This is a genomic window from Micromonospora sp. NPDC047465, from assembly GCF_040643125.1.
GTDB lineage: Bacteria > Actinomycetota > Actinomycetes > Mycobacteriales > Micromonosporaceae > Micromonospora.
Window position 1 is genome coordinate 1 of the sequence record NZ_JBEYTP010000033.1, and the last position, 15,057, is coordinate 15,057.

A 15,057-nucleotide genomic window follows, 5' to 3' on the forward strand; every position below is an offset into this window, starting at 1 on the left:
GCCCGGTTACATTCCGAACCCGGAAGCTAAGCCCTCCAGCGCCGATGGTACTGCACTCGGGAGGGTGTGGGAGAGTAGGACACCGCCGGACAATCATTCGTTCAGGGCCACCCCCGTTTGGGGGTGGCCCTGAACGCATTTGGTCGAGGTCGGGCCGCCACCGCGGCCCCGCCGACGGCACCGCCGGTCAGCGACGGCACCGCGCCGCTCAGCGGCGGGGACGCCGGGGGCCGGCGAGCCGCAGGGCGTTGCAGACGTCGACGACACCGCGCACGTCCCAGGCGATCTCGGCGGCCACCTGCCGGGCGTCCGGGCCCGCCACGACGCCCGCGAGGATGACGACCCGGTTCTGCACGGTCACCACAATCTGCTGGCCGCGCGTGGACCAGTCGCTGCTCACCCGCTGGGCGACCAGCGCGGCCAACCGGGCGTCCTCGTCCTCGGGCGCCGGACGGGGCGGCTCGGAACGGAACGCGCCCTCGTCCGGGTACGGCCAGGGCATGAGCATGCGGGCGTCCTCTCGCCAGAGTGCGGGTGCGGGTGACGGTGTCGGCTCAGCGGGACGGCGTGTCGGCCGGCGCCGGGTGGCCGGCCCGGTCCGGTCCGGCCACGGTGGCCGTCAGCCCGGCGGGCTCGCCCGCCCCGGTCGGGGAGAGCCGCCGGACGGCCTCCTCCGGGCTGGCGAAGATCGGGAACAGGCCGTCCAGCCGCATGGTGTGCAGGACGGTGAGGATGAAGCGGGACGGGGCGGCGAGGCAGAGCACGGCGCCGCGTTCGCGGGCGTCGCGGTGGGCCCGGACGAGCAGGCCGAGCCCGTTCGCGTCGATCAGGTGGACCCGGGTCAGGTCGACCACGATGTGCCCGCAGACGTCGACCGCCTGCCGCAGCGCGGTCCGCAGGTCGTCGGCGATGTCGACGTCGATGTCACCGGAGGCGGTCGCCACGGCGACGTCGTCGAGGTGGTCCACCCCCAGCACCCCGCCGGCCACCTGGGCGCCGCGACCGGCCCCGCCGCCCCGCCCGGCGTCCGGGCCGAGGAGGCTGCAGCGGGGGCAGCGGTGCGGGCCCGTCGCGAAGGGCGAGCCGCTCCAGCCGTGCTCGGCGACCAGGGTCCAGACGACCTCGGCGTCCGGCAGGACGCAGGCGGTTCCCGTTGTCACGTCTCCGCAGCTGTCGCAGATCAGCGTCATCGAGTTGTCGTCCGGTACGACGGTCATGGTGTCTTCCTCCACGGGAGGTCGGTCGAGGCGACGCGCCGGTCCGCGACCGGCGGCGTCGGGTCGGAATCGAGGTCCGGCCGCGTCCGGCGAGCCGGCACGGGCGGGCGCCGGGGGCCCGCCGTGACGGCCACGAGAGCGACGCCGAGGACGGCGGAGCCGGCCGGTACGGCCAGGTGCCACAGGCCGGACCGGCCGGTGTCGAGGCCGACGATGCGGGCCAGGATGACGCCGAGGACGGCGGTGACGATCCCGGTCACCAGAGCCAGCCAGGCCGGCACCTCCCGCCGTCGGGGGAGCGCCAGCCAGCCCGCCGCGGCGACGAGGAGACCCACGGCGAGTGCGGTGAGAAGACCGGCGACGGTCATCTGCTCCCTCCTCCGCAGGACCTGGTCGGCCGACGGGCTGCCGCTCCGGCGGGCCCGGCCCGACCGGGGTGACCGGCGGGCCGGACCGGTGTCGTACACCACCCTGGGCGGCGCCCGTGGCGCGGGCCACGCGGTTGTATGACAGTTGCGTGACAAAACCGTCGAACGCCGGACACGGTTGGGCGCTCGCGCCCGCCTTGGGGATGATGCGGGTATGACGGGCGTGCTGGTGATCGAGGACGACGACCGGATCCGTCTGGCGCTGCTGCTCGCGCTCGAGGACGAGGGCTACGCCGTCCGGGGGGCGGCCACCGCCGAGGAGGGGCTGCGGATGCAGCGCCGGGAGCCGGCCGACAACGTGCTGGTTGACCTGATGCTGCCGGGCCTCGACGGCTTCGAGTGCATCCGGCAACTGCGCCGCGACGACGACGTACCCATCGTGGTGGTCAGCGCCCGCGACGACACCCACGACATCGTGGCGGCGTTGGAGGCCGGCGCCGACGACTACGTGGTCAAGCCGGTGGCGGTCAAGGAGCTGTCGGCGCGACTGCGGGCGCTGCGCCGCCGGGCCCGGGCGGTGCCCGCGCCCGTGCCGGTCCTCACGTTCGGCCCCCTGGAGATCAGCCCGGACGCGGGGGAGGTGCGTCGGGCCGGCCGACCGGTGCCGGTGACCCGCACCGAGTTCCGGTTGCTCTGCGAGCTGGCCGAGCACGCCGGCCGGGTGCTGTCGCGCCAGCAGCTGCTCCAGCGGGTCTGGGGCTACGACACCGGTGACGAGCGGCTCGTCGACGTGCACGTGGGTCGGCTGCGGCAGAAGATCGAGGACGACCCGGGCAGCCCCCGGCACCTGGTCACCCTGCGCGGCCTCGGCTACAAGCTGACCCGGTGAGGCGGCTCGGGCTGCGGGCCCGGGTGTCCGCCGGATTCGCCGTCGGCGCGCTGCTGCTGTCGGCGTCCATGGCGCTGGTCTCGTACGAGTTGACCAGGCGGTCCCTGCTCGACGAGCGGGAGCGCACCGCGGTGCGGGCGGCGTACTTCGACGCGGCGGTGGTGCGTACCGGGCTGGACACGGAGGACCCCGACGTCGTGGAGGTGCTGCGGTCCCTCGACACCGGCGGCAACCGCCGACCGCTGTTGCACCGCGGCGACGACTGGTACGCCCGCAACGCCGACGCCGGCCTGACCGCCGCGATCCCGGTCGACCTGCAACAGCTCGTCCGGACGGGGAAGCCGGCCGTGCAGCGGGTGCGGGTCAACGGCCAGCCCACCCTGCTCGTCGGCCTGCCGCTGGCCCCGTCCACCAGCTACTACGAGCTGACCTCGCTGCGCGAGCTGGACGAGACCCTCCAGGTCCTGGCGCTCGCGCTGACCGCCGTCGCCATCGTGGTCGCCGGCTCCGGCGCCGCCCTGGGCTGGTACGCCACCCGGCACAGCCTGCGTCCGTTGACCGCGGTGGCCGACGCCGCCCAGGAGATCGCCGACGGCAACTTCTCCGCCCGGCTCGCGCCGACCACCGACCCGGACCTCACCCGCCTCTCCACGTCGTTCAACCACATGGTCGACCAGCTCTCCCAGCGCATCGAGCGGGACCGTCGCTTCGCCGCCGACGTCAGCCACGAGCTGCGCTCGCCGCTGCAGACCCTGGCGGCGGCGGCCAGCGTCCTGGCCCGCCGCCGGGAGCACCTCGACGACCGGACCGCCACCGCGGCCGGCCTGGTGGCCGACGAGATCACCCGGTTCCAGCAGCTGGTCAACGACCTGATCCAGCTCGCCCGCAGCGACCAGCCGGCGGAGCGGGGGCCGGTCGACGTGGCGGCGCTGGCCCGTCGGGTGTGCCAGGCGCGCGGGCTGCCGGGCGCGCTCGTGCACGCGGCCGGCGGGGCCGCCACGACCTGGCTGGTCGACCAGCGCCGCGTCGAGCAGATCCTGGCCAACCTGGTCGACAACGCGGTCCGCCACGGCGGTGGCCCGGTGGCGGTGCGGCTGTCGCAGCGGGGCGGGACGGGCATCGTCGAGGTCGACGACGAGGGGCCGGGCGTGCCCCCGGCCGACCGGGACGTCGTCTTCGACCGTTTCGTCCGTGGCCGCGCCGCGCACGCCCGCGCGGCCGGCGACGGCACCGGCCTCGGGCTCGCCATCGTCGCCCAGCACGCCGCCGCGCACCGGGGACGCGCCGGTGTGGGCGACCGTCCCGGCGGGGGCGCCCGCTTCCGGGTCGAGCTGCCCGGGGTGTCGTCGTGAGCCGCCGCGCGCGCCGGCCGGGACGGTGGCAAGGCGCCGGTGCTGCGCTCGTCGCCCTCGGGCTGCTCGTCGGCTGCGGCGTCCCGACGGAGGACGCCCCCCGCACCGTGGCGCCGCCGCCCGGGCCGTTTCCCACCTCGGGCACGGTCGTGGCGACCCCGACCCCGACCCTGACGGCGGGGCGGGCGACGGCGGTGCTCTGCTTCGTCCGCGACGACCGCCTGGTGCCCGTCGAGCGCCGGGTGGACGCCACGCCCACGGTCGACGCCCAGCTCCAGCAACTGCTCGCCGGCCCGACGGCCGCCGAGCGCGACAGCGGCCTCAGCACCGCCCTGCCGGGGGCCGTCGCGGCCGCCGTCGCCCGGCCCCGGGGCACGGACGTCGACGTCGACGTCGGTGAGGCAGGCGACGAGACGGGCCGCAGCGACGAGGTCCTCGCCTTCGGCCAGATCGTCTGCACCCTGACCGCCCGCTCCGACGTCGACACCGTGGCGTTCCTGCGGGGCGGGGTGCCGCTCGGGGTGCCGCGCGCCGACGGCTCGCTGTCCCGGCGCCCCCTCACCGTCGCCGACTACGCCGACCTCGTCGCGCCCCGGTGACGGCCGGCCTCCCCGCCAGGCGGAGCCGCCGGGTCGCCTGCGACGGCCGGTAGGAGCAGGCGGGAGGCCCGCCGACTGGCACCGCAGCAGGCGGGGCCGCCGGCCGACCGGCACCGGAGCAGGCGGCCCGCCGCCGACCGCCGGGGCCGGGACCGGCCTGGTCCCGATCGCCGTCGCCCCCGGTCAACCCGCTGGGGTGCCGGGGGTCATCCGCTGAAGGCGGTCAGGAACCGGTCGCGGAAGGCGTCCATGGGACAGACCGGAGCGTCCGGGGCGGGCCGCAGGCCGTCGGTCCAGCCCCAGCCCGCGATCCGGTCCAGCACGGCGGGATCGCGGGCGACGACGGTGACCGGCACGTCCCGGCCGGCACCGTCGCCGGTGACGACCGGGGCGGGCTGGTGGTCGCCCAGGAAGACCAGCACGAGGTCGTCGCCGTGTCTCTCCACCTAGGACACGAGGGCGGCCAGCGAGTATCCGACGGCCCGGCGGTAGCCGGCACGCGCCTGCGACGACGAGCTCTCCTCGGTCTCCCCGTGGAAGACGCTGCCGTCGCCGACCGCCGACCGCCGACCGCCGACCGCCGACCGCCGCCCAGTCGACCAGCCGGGGGATCTTCGTCCAGGGGGAGTGGCTCGACACGAGCGCGATCTCGGCCATCACCGGCGCCCGGTCCGCCCGAGCCCGCTCCAGGCGCTCGAAGGCGGCCAGCGCGTACTGGTCGGGCATCGGCGCGTAGCCGAACCTCGGCCCCCGGTAGCCGAGGCTGCGACCGTCGTAGAAGCGCTGGTAGCCGAAGAAGGCGCCCTCCGGCCAGGGCCGGGTGGCGGCCGGCATCACGCCCACCGTGCGCCAACCGGCCCGGCGGAACGCGCCGCCCAGCGTCAACCGGTCGCTGGCCAGCAGGCCGACCTGGACCGGGTCGACGAGGTCCGGGCCGGCTGCGACGCGATCCTGGTCGGCGCGGGCACGGTCCGGCGGGACAACCCGCGCCTGCTGGTCCGCTCGGCGCGGCGCCGCGCCGCCCGCCTCGCCCGCGGCCTGCCGGCCTCACCGCTCAGGGTGACGTGGACGGGCTGCGGCGACCTGGACCCGACCGCCCGGCTCTTCACCACCGGCGGCGCCGACCGGATCGTCCACTGCGCCACCTCGACGGTGGAGAAGACCGCGGACCGGCTGGCCGGCCTGGCCACGGTGGTGGACGCGGGCGAGCCCGTGGACCCGGCGCGGGCGCTGGCCGACCTCGCCGCACGGGGCGTGCGCCGGCTGATGGTGGAGGGCGGGCCGACCGTGCTCGCGCAGTTCCTCGCCGCCGGCCTCGCCGACGAGTTGCACCTGGTGGTGGCCCCGTTCTTCGTCGGCGACCGCCGGGCGCCCCGGTTCGTCGGCGACGGCCGGTTCCCGTGGCACCCCGGCCGCCGCGCCCGGGTGGCGGAGGCCCGCCAGATCGGCGACGTGGTGCTGATCCGCTACGCCCTCTCGGCGCGGTGCGACGGGGGCTGAGCCCACCCGGCGTTGTCCGAGCGCCCGCCGGCCGGACCGTGCACGGCCGGGCCGGGGTGGCACGTGGGGCGGGGCCCGTCGCCTGCCGGGGAGCGCCTCCGGCGGTCAGCGGCGTGCCTCGAACGACTCCCGGTCGAGGAACATCAGCCGCGCCCGCTTGTCGGGCAGGTCGATCAGCGGGCCGGCGACGAAGCCGGTCCGCAGCAGCCGGTCCACCGCCTTGTCGTTGCGCGCGTCCGGCTCCATCACGATCCGCCGGCGCAGCGGGTCGGCGAAGACGAAGCCGAGGAACACGCCCAGCAGCGCGCCCGTGAAGCCCCGCTCGGTCCTGGTCGGCGGGCCGATCAGCAGGTGCGCGCCGTGGTCGCCGGGCCGGACGTCGTAGCACTGGCCGACCGGGTCGGCCGCCGGCTCGTACGTCTGGAACAGCGCGACCGGCACGCCGTCGCGGTGCACCAGCCACGCGTGGTGTGTGGTCAGCGAGTCCAGGTAGCGGTAGATCTCGGCGACCCGCTCGCGACCGGCGTCGCGCATGCCCCAGAACCGGGCCCGTTCCTCGCTGACCCAGCCGTGGATCAGGTCGACGTCGGTGTCCGGGTCGACGGGGCGGATCGTGACCCGGCCGAACCCGTCGACGTCCTGTCCGTAGGTGCTGGTGGCCTCACGCATCGCGCCCACCGTACGCGATTCCGGTCGATGCGCGCGGACGTGGCCCCGCCTGGCACCCGGCCGACGCGAGGCGGGGCTCAGGCGGGGTCCCCGCCGGCGACCGCGACCGCCGGGGCGCCCGCGCCGGCCCGGCGGCGGGCGGCGGGGACGACCAGGGGGGTGCCGGTCTCCGGGTCGTCGATGACCCGGCAGGGCAGCCGGAAGACCTCCTCGACCAGCTCCGCGGTGACCACCTCCCGGGGCGGGCCGGCGGCGACCACCCGCCCGTCGCGCATCGCGATCAGGTGCGTCGCGTAGCGGGCGGCGTGGTTGAGGTCGTGCAGCACCGCCACCAGGGTGCGGCCCTGCTCCTCGTGCAGCCGGGCGCAGAGGTCGAGGATCTCGATCTGGTGGGCGATGTCCAGGTAGGTGGTCGGCTCGTCCAGCAGCAGCAGGGGCGTCTGCTGGGCCAGCGCCATCGCGATCCACACCCGCTGCCGCTGCCCGCCGGACAGCTCGTCGACCGGCCGGTCGGCCAGGTCGGCCACCCCGGTCGCGGCCATCGACTCGGCGACCACCCGCTCGTCCTCGCGCGACCACTGCCGCAGCAGCCCCTGGTGCGGGTACCGGCCCCGCGCGACGAGTTCGGCGACGCCGATGCCGTCCGGGGCGACGGACGTCTGCGGCAGCAGGCCGAGGGTGCGCGCGACGCCCCGGGCCGGCAGCCGGTGGATGTCCTCCCCGTCCAGCAGCACCGCCCCGGCCGTCGGCTTCAGCAGCCGGGACAGGGCGCGCAGCAGGGTCGACTTGCCGCAGGCGTTGGGGCCGATGATGACGGTGAAGGAGCGGTCGGGCACGGCGACGCTCAGGTCCTCGGCGATGGTCCGCCGTTCGTAGGCGAGGGTCATCGCGCTGCCGCTCAGCCGGGACTGCATGCTCCGTGCTCCGTTCTCGTCGTGGGTGGCCCGCCGGCCGTGCGCGGTCACAGCCGGCCGGCCCGTCGTTCGGTGGCGAGCAGCCAGATCAGGTAGGCGCCGCCCAGCACCCCGGTCACCACGCCCACCGGCAGTTGGTGCCCGGGAAACGCGCGTACCGCGAGCTGGTCGGCGGCGACCAGCAGCACCGCCCCGACGGCCGCCGACGGCAGCAGGTTCGGCCCCGGCGCCCGGGTCAGCCGCCGGGCCAGGTGCGGCGCGGTGAGCGCCACGAAGTTCACCGGCCCGGCGGCGGCCGCGGCGAGGGAGACCAGCAGTACCGCCGCCGCCAGCACGACCAGGCGCACCCGCTCCACGCGTACGCCGAGGGCGGAGGCGGTGTCGTCGCCCATCTCGACCAGGCGCAGGGCCGGCCCGAAGCCGACCAGCAGCACGGGCACCAGCACCGCCAGCGCGACCAGCAGCGGCAGCGCGTTGACCCAGCCGCGCCCGTCCAGGCTGCCGGTGAGCCAGAGCACGGCGCGGGCGGCGTCCATCAGCTGGGCCCGGGTCAGCAGCCAGCCGTTGACGCCGGTGAGGATCGCCATGGTGCCGATGCCGACCAGGATCAGCCGGAACCCGTGCACGCCGCGCCGCCAGGCGAGCGCGTACACCAGGATGCCGGTGGCCAGGCCGCCGACCACCGCCGCCGAGGCCAGCAGCACGCTGCTGCCGCCGAGCACCACCACGACCAGCGCGCCGGTCGACGCGCCCTGGGTGAAGCCCAGCATGTCGGGGCTGCCCAGCGGGTTGCGGACCAGCGACTGGAAGACCGCGCCGGCCAGCGCGAGCGCGGCGCCGACGCAGAGCGCGGTCACCAGCCGGGGCAGCCGCAGCTCGGTGACGATGAACTCCTCGGCCGGGCTGCCTTGGCCGGCGAGGGCGCGCAGCACGTCGGCGGGGCTCATCGGGTAGTCGCCGCTGCCGATGGCGAGCACGCTCAGCGCCAGGGCGAGCACCACGCAGGTGAGGCCGACGGCGATGGCGCGGGGGCGCAGCCGCAGGGACAGGCCGCCGGGGGTGCGGATGGTGATCACGGGTGGGCCACCCGCCCACGCAGCACCAGCCAGAGGAAGAGCGGCCCGCCCGCCACGGCGGTCACCATGCCGACCTGGAGCTCGCCCGGCCGGCTCAGCACCCGGCCCAGCACGTCGGCGCCGAGCAGCAGCACCGGGGCGAGCACCGCGCAGTACGGCAGCAGCCAGCGCAGGTCCGGTCCGGTGAGCGCGCGGACCAGGTGCGGCACCAGCAGACCGACGAAGACGATCGGCCCGCAGGCCGCCGTGGCGGCGCCGCAGAGCAGCGTGATCGCCACGATGACGGTGCCCCGGACGAGGGCCGGCCGGGCGCCGAGCGCGCGCGCCGCGTCGTCGCCGAGCGCCAGCGCGTTGAGCGCGCGGGTGGCGGCCAGGGCGACCAGCAGGCCCGCCGCGATGAACGGCGCGACCGTGCGCACGGTCGACGCCTCGGCGCTGGCCAGCGAGCCGACCGTCCAGAACCGCAGCCGTTCCAGCGACGCCGTGTCGAGCAGCATCACCGCGCTGACGTACGAGTAGAGGGTCGCGTTGAGCGCCGCGCCGGCCAGCGCCAGCCGGGCGGGGGTGGCGCCGCGCCCGCCGCCGACGAGGTAGACGGCGGCGGTGACGACGGCCGCGCCGAGCAGCGCGAACCAGACCTGGCCGCCGACGCCGCCGATGCCGAGCAGCGCCGCCGCGCTGGCCACCGCCGCCGAGGCGCCGGCGTTGATGCCGAGCAGCCCGGGGTCGGCCAGCGGGTTGCGGGTCAGCGCCTGCATCACCGCGCCGGCCACGCCGAGCGCCGCGCCGGCGAGCAGGCCGAGCAGCGTACGCGGCAGCCGCATCCGGTGCACGACGGCGTACTCGGCGGCGTCCCGGTGCAGCAGGCCCTGCCACACGTCGGTGAGCGGGAGCTGCTTGGCGCCCACGGCGATGCTGAGCACCGCGACGGCGACGAGCAGCAGCACCGACGCCGCGAGGCCGGCGGCCCGCGGCGCGGCGCGGTCACGCCGGGGCATGACGGGCGGTGCCGGTGGCGCGCCGATGCGTGAGGTGAGGGTGGCGGACAGTGTGGGCTCCGATGTGGTGCGTGATTCCGGGCGGGGCTTGACAGCGATTTAGGTTAGGTTAACCTAACCCCGCTGTCCATGGTCCTTCGCCCGACCCCGATCGAAAGACACCGTCATGCCGCATCCCGTGTCCGCCCGCCGACTCTCCCGCCGGGGCCTGCTCGCCGCCGGTGGCGCCGCGACCCTGGCCGCCCTGCTCGCCGGCTGCGGCCGGGACGACGACTCCGCCGCCCCCTCCGCCGCCGGCTCCGGCGGACCCTGGTCGTTCACCGACGACCGCAACGAGAAGGTGAGCGCCGCCAACCGCCCGACCCGGGTGGTCGCCTTCACCGGGGTCGCCGCGGCGCTGGTCGACTTCGGACTCGACAAGCAGATCGTCGGCGTGTTCGGCGAGACGAAGCGCGCCGACGGCACCGCCGAGCCGCAGGCCGGCGACCTGAACGTGGACGCCGTGGAGGTCCTCGGCAACGTCTGGGGCGAGTTCAGCCTGGAGAAGTACGCGGCCCTGCGACCGGAACTGCTCGTCACCCACATGTACGACCCGGGCGCCCTGTGGTACGTGCCGGACGAGAGCAAGGACAAGATCCTCCCGCTCGCCCCCAGCGTGGCGATCACCACCGCCCGGGTGCCGATGACCAAGCCGATCGAGCGGTACGCGCAGCTCGCCGAGTCCCTCGGCGCCGACCTGTCCGCGAAGAAGGTCACCGACGCGAAGGCCCGCTTCGAGGCCGCCGCCGAGGCGGTCCGCCAGGCGGTCAGGGCGAACCCGGGCATCAAGGTGCTGGCCTCCTCCGGCAGCCCCGACCTGTTCTACGTCTCCAACCCGAAGGTCAGCACCGACCTGATGTACTTCGCCGAGCTGGGCGTGGAGATCGTCGTCCCCACCAAGCTGGAGGCCGGCGACTACTTCGAGGCCCTCAGCTGGGAGAACGCGGGCAAGTTCCCGGCCGACCTGATTCTGCTCGACAACCGCAGCACAGCCCTGCAGCCCAAGGACATGGCCAGCAAGCCGACCTGGCAGCAACTCCCGGCGGTCAAGGCCAACCAGATCACCCCGTGGGACGCGGTGCCCCGCTTCTCGTACGCCGGCGCCGCGCCGCTGCTGGAGAACCTGGCCACCGCCATCCGGAACGCGAAGAAGGTGACCGCGTGACCACGGCGGTCGCCCTCCAGTACCGCTTCTACGCCGCGCAGGTCGTCGGCGCGCGGCGGATCGGCGCCTCCCTGATCCGGATCACCCTCGGCGGGCCGGAACTGGCCGACTTCGCCGGCGGCGGCCGGGACCAGAGCGTCTCCCTGTTCCTGCCGCACCCCGGCCAGCCCGCGCCGGTGCTCCCGGTCGAGGCGGGGGCGGACTGGTTCGGCGCGTACCGGGCGATGGACCCCGACGTGCGCGCGGTGATGCGCTCCTACACCATCCGGGAGCAGCGGCCCGAGTGCGCCGAGGTGGACATCGACTTCGTCAGCCACGGCGACACCGGCCCCGCCTCCCGCTGGGCGGGGCACGCCCTGCCGGGCGACCGGGTGGTGCTGCTCGGCCCGGCCGTACGCGACAACCGCAGCGTCTGCTTCCGCCCGCCGGCCGGCACCGACTCGGTCCTGCTGGTCGCCGACGAGACCGCGCTGCCCGCCGCCGCCGGGATCCTGGCCTGGCTGCCCGCCGACGCCCGGGTCCGGGCCTGGATCGAGGTCCCCGACGTGGCGGACATCCAGGAGTTGTCCACCGCCGCGCGCGCCGAGGTGAGCTGGGTCGTCCGGGGTGGCACCGCCCCCGGCAGCACCCTGCTGGCGGACGCGGTCCGCGCCGCGCGGCTGCCGGCCGGCACCCCGTACGCCTGGGTCGCCGGCGAGTCGTCGATGGTGCGCGCGGTGCGGCGGCACCTCGTCGGCGAGCGCGGCCTCGACCGGCGTCACGTCACGTTCGCCGGCTACTGGCGTCGCGGCGCCTCGGAGGAGGACCTGCGCGCCGAGGCGACCGCCGCGGCCGTCGCCTGACGGTCGGCGGCCCGGCGGCGGCACAGCGGCCGTTCCGGCGCCGCCCGGTGGACCGGGCGGCGCCGGGTCAGAACTCCCGGTACATCACGTGCAGGCCCACCCGGCCGAGGGTGGGGTGCGCGAACGCGCCGGGCACGGTGCCGACCACCGCGAAGCCCTCGCGCCGGTACAGCTCGACGGCCGAGGTGTTCGTCTCGACCACCGCGTTGAACTGCATGCCCGCGTACCCCCGCTCGCGGGCCCAGTCGAGCGCGTGCCGACACAGCGCGGTGCCCACGCCCCGGCCGCGCGCCGCGCGGTCGACCATGAAGCTCGCGGTGGAGACGTGCGATCCCGGCCCGGGGCGGTTGGTGCCCATCTTGGCGGTGCCGAGCACCCGGTCGCCGTCGACCGCCACCACGGTGCGGCCCGGCGCGGTCTCCACCCACATGTCGTACGCCTGCTCGGCGGTCATCTCCGGGTCGTAGGGGAAGGTCTCCCGCGACCGGACCACCTCCCGGATGATCGGCCACACCTGGGCCCAGTCGGCCTCGTCGAACTCGCGGATCAGCACGCCGGCACCCTAGGGGGCCGCCACCGGGTCGGCAAGGCGTTTCCGGCGGGACCGGACCGCGCACGACAGCGGGTCGCCGACGCCGCGCGGGCCGGGCACCGCGGATCCGGCACCCGGTGCCACGCCACTACACCGATGCGGGCAGGGGATCCTCCTCGGAGGCGGCGCGCGCGGGCCGGGAGCGGCCCACGGCGTTCCGCGCCCCGGCCAGGACGAACACGGTACGGGTCAGCGCGAGGGCCCCGGCCGCCACGGCGACGGCCACGGTGGCGTGACCGATGTCCGGTGTCCAGAGCATCAGCGTGCCCAGGCCGCCGCCCAGGGACGAGGGCAGCACCCAGAGCGCGGCAGCGGCCAGCGCCGCCCAGCCGACCGCCCAGGCGGCGGCCGCGACCAGCGCCCGTACGCCCGGCGGGGGACCGGTGCGGCGCCGACGCACCCTGCCGAGCACCGTCCCGACCAGGACGACCACGAGCAGGCCGGCGACGCCGAACAGCGCGGGGGCGACCGAGAACAGCAGGGTGTCGTTCGCCGCCGGTGCGGGCGGAGCGCCGAGCAGTATTCGCGCGATGTCGAAACCGGCCGAGGCGAGCGCCGGGTCGGCGGCCGGGTGGTAGAGGTTGGCCAGCACGATCACGGCCAGTTCGGAGTCGGGCACCAGCACGACGTGCGCGAAGTAGCCGGGGGTGGCGCCGGCGTGCCAGACCAGCCGGGTGTCGCTGCCGGGCAGGGTGGTGTCCCGCCAGCCCAGGCCGTAGCGGCCGCCGCTGCCGAGGGCCGCCCGGCCGAGGTGCGCCTGCGCGACGCCGGCGCTCGACAGCACCTGCGAACCCTCGTACCGGCCGCCGTTGAGCTGGGCGATCGCGAAGTGGCCGAGGTCGGCGAGGCTGGCGGTCAGGTAGCCGTACGGGACGCCGGAGGTGTCGTACGGCGGGTCGAAACCCTGCGGTCGACCGAGGTAGCGGCGGTGGCCGGCGGGCAGGCCGACCCGCTCCGCCTCGTCGGCGGTGGCCGCCGTCTGCCGCATCCGCAACGGATCGAGGACGGTGCGACGCAGGTGGTCGGCGAAGGTGCGACCGGTGACCTCCTCGACGAGCGCACCGAGCACCATGTAGTTGCCGTCGCTGTAGCGGTGTTTCGCGCCCGGCGGCCCGACGAGCGGCACGTCGGCGAGGTCCCGTACCGACCGGGCCAGCCCGCCGGGGGTGTTGTCGTAGCGGTCGGTTAGGCCCTTGCTGGCGACCTCGGGCAGCCCGCTGGTCTGGGTGAGCAGGTGCCGGACGGTGATCCGTGTGGTCGCCGTCGCGTCGCCCAGCCGCAACCAGGGCACGTACGCCCGCGCCGGCGCGTCGAGGTCGATCCGGCCCGCCTCGGCGAGCTGCAGCACCGCCAGCGCGGTGAACGGTTTGCTCACCGAGCCGAGCAGGAAGGGTGTCCGCGCGGTCACCGGCGCGCCGTCGCCGGTGACTCCGGCGGCGTGTTCCTGCACGACCCGGTCCCCGCGTACGACGGCCGCCGCGAGCCCGGGTATGCGGTTGGCGTCCTGGTAGCGGTCCAGGTACGTCCGCACCCGGGCGGTCTCGTCCTCGGCGGCGTGCGCCGGGGCTCCGCCGGCGGCCGCCAGGCAGACGATCGCGGCCAGGACGGCGACGGTACGTCGTAGCTGATGTCTCACTGCGCTGTCCCTGTCTGTGGGATTCCGGTTCATCCGATCTGGCTGAGCAGGCGCTCCAACTCGGTGAGGCGGGCCCTGACCTGCGCCAACTCCGTGTGGGTCGCCTGGACGTCCGACCGCAGGCCGGTCAGCTCCGCGGTCGTCTGCCGTGCGTTCTCGGCCAGCCGGGCCTGCGCGTCGCCGGCCTGCTCGGCGAGGGCGCGGTACTGCGCCTCCCGGGCGGCGGCGTGCCGGGCCCGGTAGATGCCCAGCGCCACGAACGCCACGATCGCCACCAGGGCGATCAACAGAACGGTCCACGTGACGATCGCGACCTGGGCGATGTCGTCCTCGGCTGCTGCTGTGATCATTTCTTGTCCTTTCCGAAGCCACCGGCTTCCAACGTCGGTACGGCCGCCGCGACCGTCGCGGGCGTCAGCGTCAGCGCGAACGGAACCACCTCGAACCACTTCACCGAGTTGCCGTCGGGCGCCGTCTCCAACGAGCCGGTGACGAGCCCGGCGGCCTCCAGCCGCTGCAGATGCATGTAGAGCAGGGGCCGGTTCATCTCCAGACGCCGTGCCAGCGCGCTGACGTAGCTGCGGCCCTCGGCGAGCGTGGCGATGATCCGCAGTCGGTGCGGACTCGCGAGCGCGGCGAGCGCGGCGAGCAGTTCCTCCCCGTTCGGCTGCGTCTCGTCCATCACCTGCACCTTCCCGGGTGTCAGAAATCAATGACACCCCCCTGTCAGAAGATACTGACACGGGAGGGGTGGGAGCGCCAGCGAACAGTGTTCGACGCCACCGTCGTCCGTGCCCTGGCCCGTGATCCAGTCGGCTCGCGGCCCCGGCGGCCGGGGACATCGCGATCTTCCGGGGCATGCCGAACCGCTGCCGCCGTCGGGCGAGCGGAGCGTCACGCGGCGACCGCGTCAGCTCCGGGCGAGGCCGGCGAGGTCAGCGTCAGCGAGGTCGCGGCGGAGCAGGTCGGCCAGGAGGGCGTGCCGCCGCGGGTCGGCGGGCGCGGCGATGCCCCGGCTCGGCGTCGCCACCGTGCGCCGGCCGGGGCCGAGGGACGCCCGGAGGCAGCCGACCACCTCGCCGACGGTGAACGTCCGCTGCGTGGGGCCGGGCCTGCTCACCCGGCCGCGCCGCCGGACCGGGCCGGTACGGCGGTCGCCGTCCGGCTGTCCCGTCGACCCGCCGCCGTCCCGGCCCGTGCG

Annotated in this window: 18 protein-coding genes, 1 rRNA gene and 1 pseudogene; 7 read left to right on the plus strand and 13 right to left on the minus strand. The window is 75.8% G+C overall.

What is annotated here, in order from left to right:
• A 5S ribosomal RNA gene (rrf, locus tag ABZ793_RS25200) occupies positions 1 to 91 on the plus strand; the annotation flags it as partial.
• A 117-nt stretch (positions 92 to 208) separates the two neighbouring features.
• On the opposite strand, the gene ABZ793_RS25205 is transcribed toward rrf, so the two are convergent.
• Genes ABZ793_RS25205 through ABZ793_RS25215 form a run of 3 tightly spaced genes read right to left on the minus strand, consistent with a single transcriptional unit; the run spans position 209 to position 1,585 of the window.
• Positions 209 to 508: a BON domain-containing protein gene (locus ABZ793_RS25205; RefSeq protein ID WP_357461658.1), complete on the minus strand. Its 300-nt coding sequence runs from the start codon at positions 506 to 508 to the stop codon at positions 209 to 211.
• Between the two features lie 46 nt (positions 509 to 554).
• The gene (locus ABZ793_RS25210; protein ID WP_357461660.1) at positions 555 to 1,217 is read right to left on the minus strand and encodes an STAS domain-containing protein; all 663 of its coding nucleotides are present in this window, start codon (positions 1,215 to 1,217) and stop codon (positions 555 to 557) included.
• Positions 1,214 to 1,585: a hypothetical protein gene (locus tag ABZ793_RS25215; RefSeq protein WP_357461662.1), complete on the minus strand. Its 372-nt coding sequence runs from the start codon at positions 1,583 to 1,585 to the stop codon at positions 1,214 to 1,216. The genes ABZ793_RS25210 and ABZ793_RS25215 overlap by 4 nt, the downstream gene beginning before the upstream one ends.
• Positions 1,586 to 1,799: 214 nt before the next feature.
• Between ABZ793_RS25215 and ABZ793_RS25220 the strand changes: the two genes are divergently transcribed.
• The 3 genes from ABZ793_RS25220 to ABZ793_RS25230 are packed head-to-tail and all read left to right on the plus strand — an operon-like array spanning position 1,800 to position 4,425.
• Complete coding sequence (locus ABZ793_RS25220) at positions 1,800 to 2,474, plus strand: response regulator transcription factor (RefSeq protein ID WP_350686351.1); 675 nt, start codon at positions 1,800 to 1,802, stop codon at positions 2,472 to 2,474.
• Positions 2,471 to 3,826, plus strand: coding sequence for a HAMP domain-containing sensor histidine kinase (locus ABZ793_RS25225; protein WP_357461664.1), 1,356 nt, complete (start codon positions 2,471 to 2,473; stop codon positions 3,824 to 3,826). Before ABZ793_RS25220 ends, ABZ793_RS25225 begins: the two co-directional genes overlap by 4 nt.
• A complete protein-coding gene (locus ABZ793_RS25230) occupies positions 3,823 to 4,425 on the plus strand; it encodes a GerMN domain-containing protein (RefSeq protein WP_357461666.1) in 603 nt (200 codons plus the stop codon). Before ABZ793_RS25225 ends, ABZ793_RS25230 begins: the two co-directional genes overlap by 4 nt.
• Positions 4,426 to 4,631: 206 nt before the next feature.
• Here ABZ793_RS25230 and ABZ793_RS25235 read toward each other — a convergent pair.
• A pseudogene (locus ABZ793_RS25235) lies at positions 4,632 to 5,328 on the minus strand (CDP-alcohol phosphatidyltransferase); the annotation flags it as partial.
• Positions 5,329 to 5,334: 6 nt separating this feature from the next.
• Here ABZ793_RS25235 and ABZ793_RS25240 point away from each other — a divergent pair.
• A complete protein-coding gene (locus tag ABZ793_RS25240; RefSeq protein WP_357461749.1) occupies positions 5,335 to 5,925 on the plus strand; it encodes a dihydrofolate reductase family protein in 591 nt (196 codons plus the stop codon).
• Between the two features lie 105 nt (positions 5,926 to 6,030).
• Here ABZ793_RS25240 and ABZ793_RS25245 read toward each other — a convergent pair whose 3' ends face one another.
• The 4 genes from ABZ793_RS25245 to ABZ793_RS25260 form a co-directional block, all read right to left on the minus strand.
• Positions 6,031 to 6,594 carry a GNAT family N-acetyltransferase gene (locus tag ABZ793_RS25245; protein WP_357461668.1) on the minus strand — a complete coding sequence of 188 codons (564 nt, stop codon included), beginning with the start codon at positions 6,592 to 6,594 and terminating at the stop codon, positions 6,031 to 6,033.
• A gap of 77 nt (positions 6,595 to 6,671) precedes the next feature.
• Positions 6,672 to 7,508: an ABC transporter ATP-binding protein gene (locus ABZ793_RS25250; protein ID WP_357461670.1), complete on the minus strand. Its 837-nt coding sequence runs from the start codon at positions 7,506 to 7,508 to the stop codon at positions 6,672 to 6,674.
• 47 nt (positions 7,509 to 7,555) lie between these two features.
• Positions 7,556 to 8,584 carry an iron chelate uptake ABC transporter family permease subunit gene (locus tag ABZ793_RS25255; RefSeq protein WP_357461672.1) on the minus strand — a complete coding sequence of 343 codons (1,029 nt, stop codon included), beginning with the start codon at positions 8,582 to 8,584 and terminating at the stop codon, positions 7,556 to 7,558.
• Complete coding sequence (locus ABZ793_RS25260; protein WP_350707232.1) at positions 8,581 to 9,531, minus strand: iron chelate uptake ABC transporter family permease subunit; 951 nt, start codon at positions 9,529 to 9,531, stop codon at positions 8,581 to 8,583. The genes ABZ793_RS25255 and ABZ793_RS25260 overlap by 4 nt, the downstream gene beginning before the upstream one ends.
• 217 nt (positions 9,532 to 9,748) lie before the next feature.
• On the opposite strand from ABZ793_RS25260, the gene ABZ793_RS25265 reads away from it, so the two are divergent.
• Positions 9,749 to 10,786 carry an ABC transporter substrate-binding protein gene (locus ABZ793_RS25265; RefSeq protein ID WP_357461674.1) on the plus strand — a complete coding sequence of 346 codons (1,038 nt, stop codon included), beginning with the start codon at positions 9,749 to 9,751 and terminating at the stop codon, positions 10,784 to 10,786.
• Positions 10,783 to 11,628 (plus strand): siderophore-interacting protein, encoded by an 846-nt coding sequence (locus ABZ793_RS25270; RefSeq protein ID WP_357461676.1) that lies wholly within the window; start codon positions 10,783 to 10,785, stop codon positions 11,626 to 11,628. Before ABZ793_RS25265 ends, ABZ793_RS25270 begins: the two co-directional genes overlap by 4 nt.
• 67 nt (positions 11,629 to 11,695) lie before the next feature.
• On the opposite strand, the gene ABZ793_RS25275 is transcribed toward ABZ793_RS25270, so the two are convergent.
• The 5 genes from ABZ793_RS25275 to ABZ793_RS25295 all read right to left on the minus strand — a co-directional run bounded on the left by ABZ793_RS25275 (position 11,696) and on the right by ABZ793_RS25295 (position 14,976).
• Positions 11,696 to 12,181 carry a GNAT family N-acetyltransferase gene (locus tag ABZ793_RS25275; protein ID WP_357461677.1) on the minus strand — a complete coding sequence of 162 codons (486 nt, stop codon included), beginning with the start codon at positions 12,179 to 12,181 and terminating at the stop codon, positions 11,696 to 11,698.
• Positions 12,182 to 12,308: 127 nt separating this feature from the next.
• The gene (locus ABZ793_RS25280) at positions 12,309 to 13,856 is read right to left on the minus strand and encodes a serine hydrolase domain-containing protein (protein ID WP_357461680.1); all 1,548 of its coding nucleotides are present in this window, start codon (positions 13,854 to 13,856) and stop codon (positions 12,309 to 12,311) included.
• Between the two features lie 29 nt (positions 13,857 to 13,885).
• The gene (locus ABZ793_RS25285; protein WP_357461682.1) at positions 13,886 to 14,206 is read right to left on the minus strand and encodes a hypothetical protein; all 321 of its coding nucleotides are present in this window, start codon (positions 14,204 to 14,206) and stop codon (positions 13,886 to 13,888) included.
• Positions 14,203 to 14,538, minus strand: coding sequence for a winged helix-turn-helix domain-containing protein (locus ABZ793_RS25290; RefSeq protein ID WP_357461684.1), 336 nt, complete (start codon positions 14,536 to 14,538; stop codon positions 14,203 to 14,205). Before ABZ793_RS25290 ends, ABZ793_RS25285 begins: the two co-directional genes overlap by 4 nt.
• Before the next feature lie 228 nt (positions 14,539 to 14,766).
• The gene (locus ABZ793_RS25295; RefSeq protein WP_357461686.1) at positions 14,767 to 14,976 is read right to left on the minus strand and encodes a hypothetical protein; all 210 of its coding nucleotides are present in this window, start codon (positions 14,974 to 14,976) and stop codon (positions 14,767 to 14,769) included.
• Between the last annotated feature and the right edge of the window lie 81 nt (positions 14,977 to 15,057).

Excerpts from the sequence above, each read along its gene's own strand:
- ABZ793_RS25205 (WP_357461658.1), bottom strand. The coding sequence starts at position 508 with ATGCTCATGCCCTGGCCGTACCCGGACGAGGGCGCGTTCCGTTCCGAG.
- ABZ793_RS25210 (WP_357461660.1), bottom strand. The coding sequence starts at position 1,217 with ATGACCGTCGTACCGGACGACAACTCGATGACGCTGATCTGCGACAGC.
- ABZ793_RS25215 (WP_357461662.1), bottom strand. The coding sequence starts at position 1,585 with ATGACCGTCGCCGGTCTTCTCACCGCACTCGCCGTGGGTCTCCTCGTC.
- ABZ793_RS25220 (WP_350686351.1), top strand. The coding sequence starts at position 1,800 with ATGACGGGCGTGCTGGTGATCGAGGACGACGACCGGATCCGTCTGGCG.
- ABZ793_RS25245 (WP_357461668.1), bottom strand. The coding sequence starts at position 6,594 with ATGCGTGAGGCCACCAGCACCTACGGACAGGACGTCGACGGGTTCGGC.
- ABZ793_RS25250 (WP_357461670.1), bottom strand. The coding sequence starts at position 7,508 with ATGCAGTCCCGGCTGAGCGGCAGCGCGATGACCCTCGCCTACGAACGG.
- ABZ793_RS25265 (WP_357461674.1), top strand. The coding sequence starts at position 9,749 with ATGCCGCATCCCGTGTCCGCCCGCCGACTCTCCCGCCGGGGCCTGCTC.
- ABZ793_RS25285 (WP_357461682.1), bottom strand. The coding sequence starts at position 14,206 with ATGATCACAGCAGCAGCCGAGGACGACATCGCCCAGGTCGCGATCGTC.
- ABZ793_RS25290 (WP_357461684.1), bottom strand. The coding sequence starts at position 14,538 with ATGGACGAGACGCAGCCGAACGGGGAGGAACTGCTCGCCGCGCTCGCC.